The organism is Cobetia sp. 10Alg 146, from assembly GCF_029846385.1.
GTDB classification, from domain to species: domain Bacteria; phylum Pseudomonadota; class Gammaproteobacteria; order Pseudomonadales; family Halomonadaceae; genus Cobetia; species Cobetia marina.
In genome coordinates this window covers 1-15,496 of sequence record NZ_JARWKT010000015.1, presented here as the reverse complement: position 1 = coordinate 15,496, position 15,496 = coordinate 1, and the positions used below count along the sequence as shown (strand labels likewise).

Sequence of the window (15,496 nt, the reverse complement as noted above, 5' to 3'; positions counted from 1 at the left end):
CGCCGGTTTTCAAGACCGGTGCATTCAACCGCTCTGCCATCCCTCCGACTCACGGAGCGAAATACTACCGAAATTGATGAGAATAGCAAGAGGTGGGCGAAGAAAAATCTTCGGAAAAGCCATCGCGGACAATCACTTGCGGTGATCATCAAACGCCTCTTGAGCGCTGCCGGCTGCCAGGCGACAGGGCGAGCACGAAAAAGCCCCGCCTACCTGAAGTAGACGGGGCTTTCGGAATCAAGGTGGTGGAGGGACAGGGATTCGAACCCTGGGTAGGCTATTAACCTACGCCGGTTTTCAAGACCGGTGCATTCAACCGCTCTGCCATCCCTCCGACTCACGGGATGAAATACTACGGATTTCTCTGGCCGCGTCAAGGACTTGGGGTAAATTTCCTTTCCGTTCAGATGCTTGAAAGGTAGCGAGTGCCACACTGTGCGGGGAGAGTGAGGATGAGGTTGCCTTTTGCGCGCTGGATAGTTGCATGAAACGGGCTTTTCATCGTCCTGTCTCTTGATTAGGGAAACCCCGACGGGCATGCTGGGGTCAATTCGATGCATCCATCGTAGCAACCTGAGGATAGACACCATGGCTAACAGCTCCTGGCAGGTCTCGCAGGATACCGCGAGCCGCTCACTCAGTACCCACCGGGTACTGCGCAACACTTACATGATGCTGGCGATGACGCTGCTGTTCTCTGCGCTCACCGCTGGCGTGGCGATGAGCATGGGCGTGGGCCGCATGAACATCTTCGTGCTGCTGATCGGTGCCTACGGTCTGATGTTCCTGGTCCACAAGACCGCGAATTCCACCGCCGGCATCTTCGCGACCTTCGCCTTCACCGGCTTCATGGGCTTCACGCTCGGCCCGGTGCTCAATGCCTACCTGAGCATGCCCAACGGCGCTCAGCTGGTGATGACGGCACTCGGCATGACAGGCATCACCTTTGCCGGTCTGTCCGCGGTCGCACTGGTGACGCGCAAGGACTTCTCGTTCCTTGGCAACTTCCTGTTCGCGGGTGCCATCGTGCTGATTCTGGCGATGCTGGCGGCGATGATCTTCAACATCAGTGGTCTGGCGCTGGCAGTATCGGCCGGCTTCGTGCTGTTCGCCTCCGCGGCGATCCTGTTCGAGACCAGCCAGATCATCCATGGCGGGCAGACCAACTATCTGCTGGCGACGGTCAGCCTGTACGTCTCCATCTACAACATGTTCGTCAGCCTGCTGGCGCTGCTGGGCTTTGCATCCGACGATTGATCGTCAGACGCTACCCCGCAAGCCTTGCATCAACGACCCCGCCTCGGCGGGGTCGTTGCGTTGTGGGGCATGGACACGGCGCGGTGACAGGGAACGGCGGTACGTCGCGGCGGCGGTGGTGGCGATGCGGGGCTCTGACAGATGCCACCACTCGCGCTAGAATGTCGCCCTCAATGCGCAGCCGACTCGAGGTTCACATGCGTTACGCTCTGGCCGTCTACGGCGGTCCCTACAGTCAGCAGGCCAGTCATTCGGCCCTGCGCTTCGCCGAGGCGTTGCTGGCCCGCGGGCATCGTCTGAGCACGGTGTTCTTCTATCACGACGGCGTCTACAACGCGGCGACGATGATGGCACCTCCTCAGGATGAGCCACATCTGCGGGACCGCTGGATCGCGCTGGCGGAGCAGGGCGAGACCCGTCTGCAGGTGTGCGTGGCAGCCGGGCTCAGGCGTGGCATGCTCGATGAGCGTGAAGCCGCGCGACACGGCAAGCAGGGGGCGACCCTCGAGGCGCCCTTCGAGTTGACCGGACTCGGGCAGCTGGTGGAAGCCACGCTCGAGAATGACCACCTGATCACCTTCGCCTGAGGAGAGCACCATGAGTGATGCGATGTCACAGACAGCGACGCACGCTGCCGACCTTGGGCAGGTGAGCGATGACCTCGCGCCGGGCGATCTGTTGATCCTGTTGCGTCACGCGCCGCATGGCAGCAGCTGGCTGCGCGAGGGGCTGGAGGCGGCGATGGTCGCGGCGGCCTTCGGGCGCGAGGTCGGGTTGCTGTTCAGTGGGGATGGCGTATTGGCCCTGCTGGAAGGCCAGCAACCGGGCGCGCTGGGGCAGAAGGGCAGTGACAATCTCCTGGCAGCGCTGGACATGTACGATGTCCAGCGCTGTTATGTGGATGCCGCCGCCCTGCGCGCACGGGGCCTGAGCGTCGAGGATATCGCCTTGTTGCCGGTGACCCTGATGGAGCACGACGATATCGTGGCGCTGACCGGCGCCTTCTCGCGGGTCTTGAGCTTCTGAGGCCTGCCTGACGCCCGGGCGTGCGGCTGGTATGCTCCGCCATCATCACCCTCGCGCTCGCGCTTCGGGCGCAAGATCGCACTGGCGGGCGTGCGGCTCACGCCTTTCGCAGGCGCGTCTCTGTCCCGCGCACTCCTGCCTCCCTTGACTGGATAATTGCATGAATCTTCATCTTCTCAATCGCTCGCCATTTTCCAGTCGCATTCTGGATGATGCGCTCAATGCCATGGGGCCCGAGGACCAGCTGCTGCTGATCGAGGATGGTGTCAACGGCGCATTGGCTGGCGCGGAGCACTATTTCGTCGGCCTGGAAGGGCGTCTGTTCGCCTTGCGTGAGGATCTCGAGTCACGTGGCCTGTCGGGCCGTTGTAGCGCGAGCGTGATCGTGGTGGACGTGGATGGCTTCGTCGCGCTGACCGAGGCCGCGGACAAGACGATCTCCTGGTTCTGAGCGGCGCGATGTGTCACGTCAGCCGGACAGACATGTCGCATGTCATTTCTTGAGTGGAACGAAACATCAGGATGAGCAATGGCCAGCAGTGAAACGGTACGTACGCTTTCTCTCGACGGACGTGAGATCGGTCTGGATGCCGAGGGGTATCTGGTGGATCTCGAGGACTGGAGCCCTGCGCTGGCCGAGCGGCTGGCGGCGGAAGAAGGCCGTGAGTTGACCCCCGAACACTGGGAGGTCATCGAGGTATTGCGGGATTTCTATCAGCGTTTCTCGCTTTCCCCGGCCATGCGGCCGCTGACCAAGGCGATGACCCAGCGCTTCGGGCCGGAAAAGGGGCGCTCGCTGCATCTGATGCGCCTGTTTCCAGACAGCCCCCCCAAGGTGGGCGCGCGCCTGGCAGGACTGCCCAAGCCGACCAACTGCCTGTGAGGCAGTGCCTTGCCGCGCCGACAATCGCGCCGGGCACATGCACACAACCCTCAAGTCCGCGCCGAGCAGGGCGGCGCGATGGCGACGCAGAGCGCGGTCTGCGTTACTATCCCCTGCAGCAATGCATCGCGGCCAGGTGGCGGCGGTGCATCAGGTCCCGCGACACGATCGCAAGGGCATTTGAATTCAGGCGGACAAGAGTCGACTTGCATGGGAAGAGCATTCCAGAACCGTAAAGAGTCAATGGCGCGTACTTCACTCAACAAGGCGCGCGTATATTCACGCTACGGACGCGAGATCTACGTCTCGGCCAAGAGCGGTGGTGTCGACCCCAACGGTAACCTGAGCCTGCGTCGTCTGATCGAGAAGGCCAAGAAGGATCAGGTGCCGACTCACGTCATCGACAAGGCCATCGACAAGGCCAAGGGCGCCGGCGGTGAAGATTTCGCGCTGGCCCGCTATGAAGGTTTCGGTCCGGGCAATGTCATGGTCATCGTCGATTGCCTGACCGACAACAACAACCGTACCTTCGGTGAAGTGCGTACCTGCTTCAACAAGGGCAAGGGCAAGCTGGGCGCCCAGGGTTCGGTCTCGCACATGTTCGATCACCGCGCCATCCTGTCCTTCAAGGGTGCGGAAGACGACGAGGAGAAGGTGCTCGAGGCACTGATGGAAGCTGACGTCGATGTCAGCGACATCGAGCTGGATGACGGCATCATCACCGTGTTGACGCCGACCACCGAGCACTTCAAGGCCAAGGGCGCACTGACCGATCTCTTCGGGGAAGACCTTGATTTCGAAGTCGACGAGATCAGCTTCATCCCGCAGATCCACACCGAGGTCAGCGGTGACGACGCCGAGCTGCTCAACAAGATGCTCGAGATGCTGGACGATTGCGAAGACGTGCAGCAGGTCCATCACAATGGCGAGTTCGTCTGATCGAGCTGTGCATCAAGGCAGGTCCCGTGGCATGAGCCATTGAGACGATAGCCCGCAAGGCCCCGCCGGTTTCCCCGGCGGGGCCTTTTCCTGTCTGCTCTTTCAAGAAGGCGGTACGTTCAAGGAAGCGGTACGTTCAAGAAAGCGAGGCGAGATCGTCGCAAGAGCAGCACGAGGAAAGCGTGAGGGCAGTGCAGACCAAGCCACCATCACGGCGACTGGCTCAGCAGTGCGCGTGATGCTGGGCATGCGGGTCCGTCTCGCGTGGGTCGGCCATGCCTCCCTTGATGCCACGCTTCACCAGCCAGACATTGACGGGCCAGGCGGCGAGCAGGCCAAGGCTCAGCGAGATGACCATCGAATTCCAGAACAGGGCGTCATGCATGCCTGATCTGCCTCCCAGCCACAGGTCGACCGAGATGGCCACCAGCTCCATGACGAAGATCGAGGCGGTCTCGCTTCTGAACGCATCCTGGATGACCTTGCGCTTGTCATCGCTGCCGGCCTGAAGCATCGGGCCGACGGTCAGCAGGAAGCCGAACAGGTAGGCGAAGAGGAAGGTGATGATCGCCGTCGCGAAGTTGCCCAGTGCCAGCAGACCCACCGCCAGCACAACCCCCACGAACTCCCCGAGTCCACAGCCCGAATAGCAGTGCGCGACGCTTCTCAGTCCCTTGCGTGCATCACGGTTGTCCGCGATCTGGCGGCGCCCGGCAAAGCGATAGACGAGAAGGCCCACTATTCCGGAGTACAGCGTGGTCAGCCCCCAGACCCACTTCATCATCGGCGCCAGATGGGCATTGCTGGTCGTCAGGTCACGCAGGACCCAGACCAGTGACGGCAGCATGAGCAGTAACCAGCCGAGAAACAGGCTCCAGTCGGAAAGTAGATCACGCAGCGCGGATTGCATGGGACCTCCTGTCGTATCGGGCATTCTGATGGGATGGCCCGGCGCCGGTGTTCCTGCAGTGATGACATGGCGCTGATCTCAGCAAGGCGATCTCAGCAAGGCGATCTCAGCGAGGCAATGCCCGGGCACTCAGTGATACCTGATGGACAAGGCGCGCGAGATCAAGGGAGCACAAACGCAACGTAGCGGCGCGATGACATGTCATGTGGTGCTCTCATGGCTTGTTAACCTTGGTGCAAACCTCCATGGTGAAAGATGTTGGACGTTGCGCTGGCAATGTCGCCACCTTTATCAGGAGTCACGATGTCGAGACACGCTGCTACCTTTCTTTCACGTTCTCTTTCACGCTCTCTTTCGCGCGTCACCCGTCAATTTGCCGGGGCTGCCGGGCTCGGGCTGATCGCCTCGCTGGCATTGCCAACGGCGGCTCAGGCCGAGGAGGACAAGGTCTTCGGCTGGGTGGAGAAGGCGACCATCGAGCCCTGGGGCGTGCTGGTCAAGGCCAAGCTGGACAGCGGCGCGCTGACATCCTCGATGCACGCCGAGAACATCGAGACGTTCACGCGTGACGACGAGGAATGGGTGCGCTTTGACGTGGAGGTCGAGGATGAGGCCAGCGGCGACATGGTCGAGAATTCCTTCGAGCGCCCGCTCTATCGTGACCTGACCGTCTCCGGTGCCGGCGGACGTGATACGCGCCCGGTGGTCCTGATGACCCTGTGCATGGGGGGCGAACGTTACGAGGAGCAGTTCAGTCTGCGGGATCGTGATGGCATGAATTACCCGGTACTGCTGGGGCGTCGCACCATCCAGAGCCTGGGCGTGCTCGACGTGCGCAAGACCTTCCAGACCACGCCGGACTGTGGCGAGGATGCGCCGCTGCATCGCTATGAAGACAAGCAGTATTCCGAGCGGATCGGCGCGGCTTCCTGAGCCGTGGCCCTGCGCCAGCCCCGATCACCGGCCCCGATCACCAGCCCTGATCGCCAGCTCTGATCAGCAGCCCTGATGGCCAGACGCTGACATTCATCCCCCCGGAGAGCCAGAGCATGTCGGATTCCGCCCGGCCGCCGTCTCGGGCGGCCCTCAAGGTCTACTACGATGCACGCTGTCCCGTATGTCAGCGTGAGCGTGCACGCTATGAGCGACTGTCGCGCCACGATGCTGGCGTCGAGTGGTGGGATGCGACGGAGCATGCCGAGCGTCTCGCCGCGCGGGGCATTCCCCTGCAGCGCGCGCTGCTGTCATTGCATGTCGAGACGGCCGATGAGCGGATCTGCGATGGCATGCCGGCGTACCGTCTGCTGCTGGCCCGCCTCCCCGGCCTTGCCTGGCTGGGGTGGTTGATCACTCGTCCGCTGATCGAGCCGACCTTGACCCGTCTCTATGACGCCTGGGTCAGGCGTCGGCTATGCCGGGATGGCAGGCTCTGACGGGCGGCAGGCTTGGCGAGAGAGGGAAGATACGTCTGTGGTCCATCACGCTTTTTTGATATGCAAATGCTAATAGTTTTCGTTAGTATGTGAGGCACCGTCCGTCTCCTCATGTCTGCGAGCCTACCGATGATCGACGCGCTTTCCCCGCTCTTTGCCGGTCCGATGGTTGCCTATCGGGACCTGATCACTACCAGCGCTCAGGCGCAGGCAGGTGGCGAGTCATCGCTGGACCGTGTCGTGCCGGCACGTGATGTGCTCAGCCCCGGCTGGCTTTCGGCCTGCATCGCCGCACATGGCATGCAGTACGAGGGGCAGCAGGGCGCGGAGGCACCGGATGAGCGGGCACTGCTTTCCCAGTGGTCCAAGTACCTGTTGTCCTCGATGGTATCGCTGCCGCTGGCGGCCAATCTGCTGCTCGATCATCAACTGCCGCTGGAGCTGCGCCATCTCTCGCTGCGCCTTGGCGAGCATGGTGTGGTCACCCAGCTGATACTCGATGACGCGGCAGGTCAGGGCGTCAGCCTCACGGCGGATATCGCGGCGGCAGAGGAGGAGGCGCGGCTGCAGGTGCGCTTCCAGGGCTATCTGGCACATCTCGAGGCCGTCATTGAGCGCCTCGTGCCGCATACCCCGCTGGGTCCCAAGGTCTTCTGGAGCAACGCGGCACATTACTTCGTGTACATCGTCGGCATGCTGGAGGAGCAGGGGTGGGTCGCGCAGGCCGCGCCGGCACGTCAGCTGATGGCGACCAGGGTGCTGGCGGACGGGCGGCGCAATCCGCTGTATCAGCCGGTCAGCGAGGTGATGGACCGCCATGGCGAACGGCATGTGCCCCGCAAGGTATGCTGCGTGCGTTACCGTATCGAATGCCTTGGCTATTGCAGCAATTGCCCGCTGGCCATCGAGCGTCCCACGGCACGCCGTGCCCAGGCGCGCCGAGTCGACCAGCGTGCCAACGCGCGTGGGGCACTGATCGGCAGTGACCTTGGTTGAGCGGTGACCCTGGTTGAGCCGCGTCTCGTCTGGCGGGCCCTCGCTTATCGCACTTGTGGCTCTCGCAGCTCTCGCGGCTCCCGCCGGATGGTGGTGAATTCTCACCGTGAACGTCCTCCCATGGGCGTTTTCCAAGCACAGGACGTCTGCGGTGGGCAAAGTTGCCCGAGGGTAGCCGCCTGTCACTGCGCCCTCTGGTAAGATGGTGGGTCCCGTCATTGCCTGGTATGTCGTCATGTCCTCCTCTTCGCGCCGCCCACGCGGTGCTTCCCCGTCCAAGTCCGATGCCTCTTTCCGACACGATTCGCCCGCCAGGCGGCAGCCGGCCTCCCGAGGGAAGCCCGCCACCTCCAACGCGGCGCCCGTCAAGGTGATGCCGGCCCGCAAGGGAGAGCTGCACCCGCGCAATCCCCATCGGGGGCGTTATGACATGTCGGCGCTGACTCGGGTCAGCCCGGAACTGGCGGCCTTTCTCATCACGACACCGGGCGGCAACGCCTCGATCGATTTCTCGGACCCGATGGCCGTCAAGGCCCTCAATCGCGCCTTGCTCCGTCATCACTACGGGGTGAGCGACTGGGACATTCCCGCGGGCTATCTATGTCCGCCGATTCCCGGCCGGGCCGACTATCTGCACTATCTGGCGGACCTGCTGGTCGAGGCCAACGGGCGGGGGCAGTTGCCCCCGGGGGAGCGAGTCAGGGCGCTGGATGTCGGTGTCGGTGCGAATGTCATCTATCCGTTGCTGGCCAATCGCAGCTTCGGCTGGCAGATGGTCGGCAGTGACATCAGCGCCACGGCGCTGGAATCGGCCCACCGCAACGTGATGGCCAATGTGGTGCTGCGTGGTCAGATCGAGCTGCGTCTGCAACGGGATCGGCGTGCGCTCTTCGCCGGGCTCTGGGGGCAGGCGGAACGCTTCGATCTGGTGCTGTGCAATCCACCATTCCATGCCAGCGAAGCTGACATGGCGCGTGAAGCGCAGCGCAAATGGCGGGGGCTGGACAAGTCGCGCCAGCAGCGCGGCAATGCCTCGCGCAATGGCAGGACTCGCCAGGAGCGGGCTGGTGACGACAGGTCCAGGGTCGACAGGTCTCGCCGACACAGCGCCCAGTCGGCACCCGCGCTGAATTTCGCAGGTCAGGCGGCCGAACTCTGGTGTCCGGGAGGAGAGGAAGCCTTCGTGACGCGCATGGTCAGCGAGAGTCGTGACGTGGCGTCGCGCTGTCTGTGGTTCAGCTCGCTGGTGGCGCATGCCAGCAGTATGCCGGGGATCAAGCAGGCACTGGCGGCAAGCGGTGCCAGCGAGGTGCGGGTGATCGAGATGTCCCAGGGACAGAAGATCAGTCGCTGTGTGGTCTGGTCATTCTTGACGCCGGCCGAGCGCCGGCAGTGGGGGCGGGACCACTGGCAGAATCACGACTGACCTTGACGCCGGCTCTCGCCGAGGCCTTTGCAGCACAGTCTCCGGCAGCATCATGGACCCTTGAGGAAGCCCTCGTCGCCCCGCGCGACGGGGGCTTTCTGCATTGGCGGGTGTCATCTGAGCCTCACTTAATGCTGTCTTAATGGTTCGCGCGCAGTCTCTGCTGCAACGCGCGGCCTGCCTGCCCAGATCAACAGGGGCATCGGCAACTGGCCGTCATGTTCTACGCCCCATCCTCGCCAGGAGCCGTTCCATGCCGTCCTCAACCGCAATGCCCACCCCCAGCTCACCGCATGTGTCAGCACAGGAGGATTCCTCGAGCGAGGGGATTTCGGTGCTGATACCCGGGCGTGATGAGCGAGACAACCTGCCGAAGCTGATCGCCGAGGTGCATGCGGCACTCGCCGGTCGGCGTTACGAGATCATCGTGGTCGATGATGGCTCCAGCGATGACAGCTGGCGCTGGCTCACGCAGGCAGCCCTGGAAGATTCGCGGCTGCGTCCCTATCACCATGACACCAGTTTCGGGCAGAGCACCTCTTTGTGGCAGGCCGCACGTCTGGCGCGTGGCGAATGGCTGGCGACCCTGGATGGTGATGGCCAGAACGACCCGGCAGACCTGCCGGACATGCTGTCACTGGCCAGTCTCGAGGGACTGGACATGGTGGCGGGGCATCGCACCGAACGCCGCGATGACGCCGTCAAGCGCGTGTCCTCGCGGCTGGCCAATGCCATCCGCCAGGCGCTGCTGCATGACGATACGCCGGATACCGGCTGCGGCATCAAGGTCACACGTCGTGACGTCTTCCTGCGTCTGCCGTATTTCGATCACATGCACCGTTTCCTGCCTGCGTTGGTGCGGGCCCAGGGCGGCAAGGTGCAGTCCTTGCCGGTGCGCCATCGTGAGCGTGTCGCCGGGGTTTCCAAGTACGGCTTCTTCGATCGATTGTGGGTCGGTATCAGCGACATCATCGGCGTGATGTGGCTGGTACGTCGCTCGCGCCTGCCCTCGCCGCTGCAGAATCTCTCCGGCAATGCCGTCAGTGAGACGCTGTCGCCGCTGGAGGTCGCGCTCCATCCCGCCTGCAGAAGCCGTGATGTATCGGAAGTCGGCGAACATGCCGCCAGAGACATGTCGGGGATCGATACCGGCAGGGCGACTGGGGCGGTCGATCTCTCTGGCATCGCCACACCTCACGCCGGCGTGGCGCGGGGAGCACACTGATGGATGTCAATCCGTGGTGGGTGGCCCTCGGCTTCGGTGGTCAGGCGCTGTTCTCGGCGCGCTTCATCATCCAGTGGCTGGCCAGCGAGAAGGCGCGTCGTTCCATCGTGCCGCGCGCCTTCTGGTGGTTCTCGCTGGCAGGCGGCATGACCTTGCTGGCGTATGCCATCCATCGCCAGGATCCGGTGTTCATCGCCGGCCAGGGGGCCGGACTCCTCATCTATCTGCGCAACCTGAGCCTGATCAAGCGGGACCGCGCCTCACGCCAGCAGGCGGCCAGTGACGATGCATCGAGCGTCGAGAAGCCCACCGCTTCCTCAAAGGCCTGCGAGCCGGAGGGCTCACCCCTCGCGGCCGGCGACAGTCGGCTGCGGGCCGAACACGCTCGACTCGCGGAGGAGAATGCCCGGCTCACCCATGAGGTGGCGCGACTCGAGGCACGAAGTGCTCGGCACAAGGCATCGTGCGCATGACGATGATGCTTCAAGCCCGTCTCTATCAACGCCTCGCCCGTCACCCCTGGTGGAGCCTTGCGCTGCTGTATCTGCTGGTGTCGGCCATCGGGCTCGGCATGCGCATGCCCTGGCCGGCGGATGAGCCACGCTTCGCGCTCAACGGTCTCGAGATGTGGGTCACCGGCCACTGGTGGCTGCCGCATCGCGGGGGAGAGCTTTATCCCGACAAGCCGCCGATCTTCATGTGGCTCAGTGGCCTGGCCACCGGCGTGAGTGGCGACATTCGCATCGGCTTCGCCTTGCCGTCGCTGGTCGCCGGGGTGGTGACGCTGGCGCTGAGCGTGGACCTGATCCGTCGCCTGCACGGGAAGCGCGTCGCCTTCATCGCCGGCCTGTGGCTGATCGCCACGCTGCAGTTCGTGCTGCAGGCACGTACCGCGCAGATCGACATGCTGGTCACCGCCTTCATCATGCTCGGCTGCTGGGGGATGCTGCGCCATGCACTGCTCGATGATGGTGTGCGCTACTTCCATCTTGGCTGTTTCGCGATGGGACTGGGCATCATCACCAAGGGAGTCGGCTTCCTGCCGCTCCTGATGTTACCGTTCTGGCTGCTGGCCATGCGCCGAGCGTCGCGCTGGCGCAGCGGTGGCCAGCGTGCCGGTCAGCTGTCCTGGCGTGAGCTGTTGATCGGGCTCTGCTGGTTGCTGGCAGCACCACTGGCCTGGGTCGGGCCGATGCTGGTGATGTCGCTGCTCTCTGCCGACCCGGAGCTGGCAGCCTATCGCGACAATATCCTGCTCAAGCAGACCGCCGAGCGCTACGCCGACAGCTGGCACCACCTCAAGCCCTGGCACTACTTCCTGACCCAAGTGATTCCCTGGGCGTGGATGCCGCTGCTGTTGACGCTGCCCTGGTGGCCGAAGGCACTCGCCACCCGCTTGTGGCGTCGTGATCTGCGCGTCTGGCTGCCGTTGAGCGGTGCGGTCTTGATCGTGGTGTTCTTCTCGCTGTCTCCCGGCAAGCGGGGCGTCTACCTCCTGCCGGCGCTGCCGCTGCTGGTGGTCGGTCTGGCGCCCTTGTTGCCCGGCCTGTCCAGAAAGCGGCATGTCGCCTGGCTGGCCTTCGTGCTGTGCGCGGGACTTGCCGGCATCTTTCTGGGCGCGGCACTGCTGGGGGCCGCTGGACTTCCGGCATTGACGAGGCTTGCCGAGCAGGAAGGCCTGGTGCCCTGGGGATGGTGGGGGCTTCTGGGTGGGGCTGGCGTGGCGCTGTGCGCGTGGTGGAAACCGCGTGGTGGCCTGCTCGCGCTGGGCAGCTGGCTGGTGGTCTTCTGGGTCCTGTGGGGGACCTGGGGCGCGCGACTGATGGACCCGGTGCGCAATCCGGCGGCACTGATGGCTCAGGTCGCCAAGCAAAGTGATCACCAGGCGCTGGCGATCCCTGACTTCCGGGAGCAGTACCTCCTGCAGGCGCGCCAGCCGCTATGGCACTTCGGCTACAAGACGTCGGAGGCGGACCAGTTCTCGCGGCTGTATGCCTGGCTGCAAGCGGCGCCGCAGCATCGCTGGGCCCTGATGACTCCCAGGATGCTCAAGCGGCATGCCTGCCTGGAGGCGACGCAGGCCATCACGCTGAGTGAACCGGATGAACATTGGGCCCTGCTGCCCGGAGGAGCGGCGCTGGCGTGTCGTGGCGATGCCGATGCCGCGCCGATGTATCTGGCGCCGACCTCGGTCTCCGAGGAGGCGGCGCGGTTGATCGGTCTCCCCGGGCGCCATGACGTGATGACGGAGGCCCGCCCATGAAACGTCAGGCACCCCGCTCACGTGTGATCAAACGCAGCGAGACGGAGCCCGCCACCCGGGCTGGCCGCTGGCGCAAGGCGATGGCGCTGGCCGAAAGCGCCGTCAGCTCAGGGGCCAACCTGTGTGCCAGCGAGCGGCTGTGCTGGGCACTGTGGCTGACCCTGCTGATGGCAGGAGCGCTGGCGCGACCCTATCTGCCCATCGATGAAACCCGCTATGTCTCGGTGGCGTGGGAGATGTGGCATTCCGGTCACTGGTTCGTCTCGAGCATGAATGGCGCTCCCTACGCGGACAAGCCGGTGCTGTTGTTCTGGTTGATCCACGCCGGCTGGGCGGTCTTCGGGGTCAATGAAGTCTGGCCGAAAGTGCTGATGCCGCTGGTCAGTCTGCTGGGGATCTGGCAGCTGGGACGCGTCGCTCGCACCCTGTGGCCGGTGGCCGCGGGGGAGGGCGATGAATGGCAGATGCGTGAGCAGTGGGTCTCTCTGACCCGCTGGACGCTCGCCGGTTGCCTGATGTGGATGCTCTACAGCCAGGCCTTGATGTTCGATGTACTGCTGACCACCTGTCTGCTGGGGGCGCTGCGGCCCTGGTGTTCGCCGCTGGGGGCTCAGCCCTTGCCTTGGAAGGCAGTGGCGGAGAGTGGGCTGTGGCTGGGACTTGCCCTGCTGGCCAAGGGGCCGGTGGCGCTGTTGTGGTTTGCTGTGGTGGTCGGCTCGCGCCCCTGGTGGACTCAGGCGAAGGCCCGCCAGGTCTGGGCCGGCGAGTGGCGCGGCTGGGGAATGAGTCTGCTGCTGGGTCTCGTGGTGCTGTGCGTGTGGTTGCTGCCCGCCGTCATCACCGGGCCGGCCAGCTACGTGGAGGACCTGCTGTGGGGGCAGACGGCGCATCGGGTCGTCGCCGCGCAGGATCATGCGCGGCCGCTGTGGTGGTATCTGCCATGGCTTGTGGTGTTGATCTTCCCGTTCAGCCTGCGCCCGCGTTTGCTGCTGGAAGGCTTTCTGGCCTCGATTGCCCAGCGGCCGACGGCCGAGCAGCCATTGCTGAGGCTGGGACGCGTCTGGGCGCTGAGTGGCCTGCTGATCTTCTCGCTCATCTCCGGCAAGCAGGTGCATTACCTGATGCCGCTGCTGGTGCCGCTGAGCCTGTTGCTGGCCTGGGCGGCGCTTCGCCAGCCACCGGCTCATGGGGCGCTGCGGCTGCTGGCGATGACAAGTGGTGGACTGGGCGTTGCCAGTCTGGCACTGGCGGTCATCGTGATGCCGTCACTGGCGCCGACAGGCCTTGCACGATGGTCGGCGGACTCTGCACTGGTGGCCTCAAGCAGTACCAGCCTGTCGAGTTTCCTGGCTGGCGCAGGCTTGCTGGCATTGATGTCAGGTCTGTGGCCGTCCAGCGCGACGTCTGGGGCAATCAGTGCGCGTCAGGTGTCGGGTGTGCAGACCCGCCACGACGGCGTCCTGATTGCGCAGCGCCGTCTGGTGCTGGGCAGCGTGTTGCTGGTGACCTGTCTGTTGAGCCTGACATTGCGCCCGCTGTGGCCGCGTCTGGATCAGACCGCCATCGCGCAATGGATCAATGGCCGACAGCAGGCTGGCCAGCAGGTGGCTGTCGTCGGCTGGGACTATCAAGCGACCTGGCAATTCACCGGCCGTCTGACCCGGCCACTGGAGACGCTCACGCGGGATGCAGGGTCGCTTAGCGCCTGGCAGGCGGCGCATCCGGATGGCTGGCTGGTGATCGAGGCGGAGAAGTGTCTGCGTCTGCCAGGCACGCAAGGCCCGCTGGCCGGCATGCGCGACTGGTGTCAGGCGGCAGCGGATGGCAAGGCGGATACCTCACGGATCTTCCATCAGGGACGCCATCGAGTGATGACGATTCCCGCAGCGGCGTTGGGCGGCTTGCCGTCCGCGTCATCAAAGCGGGACATGTCCGCGCAGGAGAGACAATGAGCATGAAGATTCTGGTCACGGGAGCCGCAGGCTTCATCGGCGCCGCGCTGTGCGAGCGCCTTTTGCAGGAAGGCATGCAGGTCGTCGGACTCGACAACCTCAATCCCTATTATCCGCTGGCGCTGAAGAGGCATCGTCTGGCGCGCCTCGAGACGCTGGCCAGCCAGTGTGCGGGAGAGTGCGGCGATGGCCGCCGGCCGGGCAGTTTCCGCTTCGTGCCGCTGGATCTGGTCGAGCGCGAGGCGTTGCTCGCCTTGATGAAGGACGAGGGCTTCGAGGTGGTCGTCAACCTGGCCGCCCAGGCCGGGGTGCGGCATTCCATCAGCCAGCCCTTCGATTACGTCGACAGCAATCTGGTCGGCTTCGTCAACCTTCTCGAGGCGTGCCGTGCCGCGCGTCCGAGTCATCTGCTCTACGCCTCCAGCAGCTCCGTCTACGGGGATGACGCCGCTCAGCCTCTGCAGGAAGCCCAGGTGGGGGAGCGGCCGCTGTCGCTGTATGCCGCCACCAAGCGAGCCAATGAGCTGATGGCCTACAGTTACTCGCACCTCTATGGCATGCCGGTGACGGGGCTGCGTTTCTTCACCGTCTATGGCGCGCGCGGCCGACCGGACATGGCGCCGCTGAGATTCGCGCGCAAGCTGCTGGCCGGTGAGGTGATCGATGTCTACAACCGGGGGCAGATGGCACGTGACTTCACCCATGTCAGTGACATCGTGGAGGGCATCTTCCGTCTCATGCCGCTGCCACCCGCTCGGGTGTCCAGCGCGGCACCGTCACGGGTGCTCAATCTCGGCCGTGGCGAGCCCATCGCGCTGGGAGACTTCATCAACGGATTGGAAGCGGCGCTTTGCATCACGGCCCGAAGACGTCTGCTGCCGATGCAGCCGGGCGATGTCGAGCGCACCTGGGCTGACACCTCGGCACTCCAGGCGCTGACCGGCTTTCGGCCAGTGGTCAGTCTTGCCACGGGGCTTGAGGAGCTGGCCGAGTGGGCGCGGCACTATCCGTCGCTGCTGAGCGAGACGCAGGATGAGCGAGAGCACGAGGCGTCGGAAGCCGCGAGGGGCCTGACGGCGCAGCACTTGAGCACCTTGCGCGGCATGACGAGCATCAGACCGCCGGCATCGGCGGGGCTGGCCTTCAGTGCAGAAGCGCCCTTCAAGGCTTGACGGGTTTCCAACGC

At 64.4% G+C, this 15,496-nt stretch carries 16 protein-coding genes and 1 tRNA gene; 15 read left to right on the top strand and 2 right to left on the bottom strand.

The genetic code is table 11. The features are described 5' to 3' along the window. Window positions 1-243 precede the first annotated feature (243 nt). A tRNA-Ser gene (locus tag QD172_RS17245) sits at window positions 244-334 on the bottom strand. A 254-nt stretch (window positions 335-588) separates the two neighbouring features. Here QD172_RS17245 and QD172_RS17240 point away from each other — a divergent pair. The 6 genes from QD172_RS17240 (at window position 589) to QD172_RS17215 (ending at window position 4,105) form a co-directional block, all read left to right on the top strand. Then, entirely contained in the window at window positions 589-1,257 is a 669-nt protein-coding gene (locus QD172_RS17240; RefSeq protein ID WP_065392578.1) for a Bax inhibitor-1/YccA family protein, read from the top strand. Window positions 1,258-1,454: 197 nt separating this feature from the next. Beyond that, window positions 1,455-1,844, top strand: coding sequence for a sulfurtransferase complex subunit TusD (gene tusD / locus QD172_RS17235; protein WP_077372797.1), 390 nt, complete (start codon window positions 1,455-1,457; stop codon window positions 1,842-1,844). Between the two features lie 10 nt (window positions 1,845-1,854). Continuing rightward, complete coding sequence (tusC, locus tag QD172_RS17230; protein WP_255317648.1) at window positions 1,855-2,283, top strand: sulfurtransferase complex subunit TusC; 429 nt, start codon at window positions 1,855-1,857, stop codon at window positions 2,281-2,283. Window positions 2,284-2,443: 160 nt separating this feature from the next. Further along, window positions 2,444-2,734 carry a sulfurtransferase complex subunit TusB gene (tusB, locus tag QD172_RS17225; protein WP_084208989.1) on the top strand — a complete coding sequence of 97 codons (291 nt, stop codon included), beginning with the start codon at window positions 2,444-2,446 and terminating at the stop codon, window positions 2,732-2,734. Between the two features lie 78 nt (window positions 2,735-2,812). Then, window positions 2,813-3,166, top strand: coding sequence for a TusE/DsrC/DsvC family sulfur relay protein (locus QD172_RS17220; RefSeq protein ID WP_077372803.1), 354 nt, complete (start codon window positions 2,813-2,815; stop codon window positions 3,164-3,166). A 210-nt stretch (window positions 3,167-3,376) separates the two neighbouring features. Next, a complete protein-coding gene (locus tag QD172_RS17215; RefSeq protein ID WP_077372806.1) occupies window positions 3,377-4,105 on the top strand; it encodes a YebC/PmpR family DNA-binding transcriptional regulator in 729 nt (242 codons plus the stop codon). Between the two features lie 223 nt (window positions 4,106-4,328). Here QD172_RS17215 and QD172_RS17210 read toward each other — a convergent pair whose 3' ends face one another. After that, window positions 4,329-5,015 (bottom strand): DUF4396 domain-containing protein, encoded by a 687-nt coding sequence (locus tag QD172_RS17210; RefSeq protein ID WP_084208988.1) that lies wholly within the window; start codon window positions 5,013-5,015, stop codon window positions 4,329-4,331. Window positions 5,016-5,318: 303 nt separating this feature from the next. Here QD172_RS17210 and QD172_RS17205 point away from each other — a divergent pair, with 303 nt between their 5' ends. The 9 genes from QD172_RS17205 (at window position 5,319) to QD172_RS17165 (ending at window position 15,482) form a co-directional block, all read left to right on the top strand. Next, a complete protein-coding gene (locus QD172_RS17205; RefSeq protein ID WP_084208987.1) occupies window positions 5,319-5,948 on the top strand; it encodes a RimK/LysX family protein in 630 nt (209 codons plus the stop codon). 116 nt (window positions 5,949-6,064) lie between these two features. After that, on the top strand, window positions 6,065-6,448 hold the full coding sequence (locus tag QD172_RS17200; RefSeq protein WP_279856358.1) for a DCC1-like thiol-disulfide oxidoreductase family protein: 384 nt from the start codon (window positions 6,065-6,067) through the stop codon (window positions 6,446-6,448). 129 nt (window positions 6,449-6,577) lie between these two features. Further along, the gene (fhuF, locus tag QD172_RS17195) at window positions 6,578-7,444 is read left to right on the top strand and encodes a siderophore-iron reductase FhuF (protein WP_271302011.1); all 867 of its coding nucleotides are present in this window, start codon (window positions 6,578-6,580) and stop codon (window positions 7,442-7,444) included. Window positions 7,445-7,679: 235 nt separating this feature from the next. Continuing rightward, on the top strand, window positions 7,680-8,870 hold the full coding sequence (gene rlmF, locus QD172_RS17190; protein ID WP_279856357.1) for a 23S rRNA (adenine(1618)-N(6))-methyltransferase RlmF: 1,191 nt from the start codon (window positions 7,680-7,682) through the stop codon (window positions 8,868-8,870). Between the two features lie 253 nt (window positions 8,871-9,123). After that, the gene (locus tag QD172_RS17185) at window positions 9,124-10,095 is read left to right on the top strand and encodes a glycosyltransferase family 2 protein (RefSeq protein WP_271302013.1); all 972 of its coding nucleotides are present in this window, start codon (window positions 9,124-9,126) and stop codon (window positions 10,093-10,095) included. Continuing rightward, entirely contained in the window at window positions 10,095-10,568 is a 474-nt protein-coding gene (locus tag QD172_RS17180) for a lipid-A-disaccharide synthase N-terminal domain-containing protein (protein ID WP_279856356.1), read from the top strand. The genes QD172_RS17185 and QD172_RS17180 overlap by 1 nt, the downstream gene beginning before the upstream one ends. Then, a complete protein-coding gene (locus QD172_RS17175) occupies window positions 10,565-12,358 on the top strand; it encodes a glycosyltransferase family 39 protein (RefSeq protein ID WP_279856355.1) in 1,794 nt (597 codons plus the stop codon). The genes QD172_RS17180 and QD172_RS17175 overlap by 4 nt, the downstream gene beginning before the upstream one ends. Beyond that, window positions 12,355-14,310 (top strand): hypothetical protein, encoded by a 1,956-nt coding sequence (locus QD172_RS17170; RefSeq protein WP_279856354.1) that lies wholly within the window; start codon window positions 12,355-12,357, stop codon window positions 14,308-14,310. The genes QD172_RS17175 and QD172_RS17170 overlap by 4 nt, the downstream gene beginning before the upstream one ends. Then, the gene (locus tag QD172_RS17165) at window positions 14,307-15,482 is read left to right on the top strand and encodes an NAD-dependent epimerase/dehydratase family protein (RefSeq protein ID WP_347882038.1); all 1,176 of its coding nucleotides are present in this window, start codon (window positions 14,307-14,309) and stop codon (window positions 15,480-15,482) included. The genes QD172_RS17170 and QD172_RS17165 overlap by 4 nt, the downstream gene beginning before the upstream one ends. The last annotated feature ends 14 nt before the right edge of the window (window positions 15,483-15,496 follow it).

Coding starts and splice junctions, on each gene's coding strand:
- QD172_RS17240 (WP_065392578.1), top strand. CDS start 589: ATGGCTAACAGCTCCTGGCAGGTCTCGCAGGATACCGCGAGCCGCTCA.
- tusD (WP_077372797.1), top strand. CDS start 1,455: ATGCGTTACGCTCTGGCCGTCTACGGCGGTCCCTACAGTCAGCAGGCC.
- tusC (WP_255317648.1), top strand. CDS start 1,855: ATGAGTGATGCGATGTCACAGACAGCGACGCACGCTGCCGACCTTGGG.
- tusB (WP_084208989.1), top strand. CDS start 2,444: ATGAATCTTCATCTTCTCAATCGCTCGCCATTTTCCAGTCGCATTCTG.
- QD172_RS17220 (WP_077372803.1), top strand. CDS start 2,813: ATGGCCAGCAGTGAAACGGTACGTACGCTTTCTCTCGACGGACGTGAG.
- QD172_RS17215 (WP_077372806.1), top strand. CDS start 3,377: ATGGGAAGAGCATTCCAGAACCGTAAAGAGTCAATGGCGCGTACTTCA.
- QD172_RS17210 (WP_084208988.1), bottom strand. CDS start 5,015: ATGCAATCCGCGCTGCGTGATCTACTTTCCGACTGGAGCCTGTTTCTC.
- QD172_RS17205 (WP_084208987.1), top strand. CDS start 5,319: ATGTCGAGACACGCTGCTACCTTTCTTTCACGTTCTCTTTCACGCTCT.
- QD172_RS17200 (WP_279856358.1), top strand. CDS start 6,065: ATGTCGGATTCCGCCCGGCCGCCGTCTCGGGCGGCCCTCAAGGTCTAC.
- fhuF (WP_271302011.1), top strand. CDS start 6,578: ATGATCGACGCGCTTTCCCCGCTCTTTGCCGGTCCGATGGTTGCCTAT.
- rlmF (WP_279856357.1), top strand. CDS start 7,680: ATGTCCTCCTCTTCGCGCCGCCCACGCGGTGCTTCCCCGTCCAAGTCC.
- QD172_RS17185 (WP_271302013.1), top strand. CDS start 9,124: ATGCCGTCCTCAACCGCAATGCCCACCCCCAGCTCACCGCATGTGTCA.
- QD172_RS17180 (WP_279856356.1), top strand. CDS start 10,095: ATGGATGTCAATCCGTGGTGGGTGGCCCTCGGCTTCGGTGGTCAGGCG.
- QD172_RS17175 (WP_279856355.1), top strand. CDS start 10,565: ATGACGATGATGCTTCAAGCCCGTCTCTATCAACGCCTCGCCCGTCAC.
- QD172_RS17170 (WP_279856354.1), top strand. CDS start 12,355: ATGAAACGTCAGGCACCCCGCTCACGTGTGATCAAACGCAGCGAGACG.
- QD172_RS17165 (WP_347882038.1), top strand. CDS start 14,307: ATGAGCATGAAGATTCTGGTCACGGGAGCCGCAGGCTTCATCGGCGCC.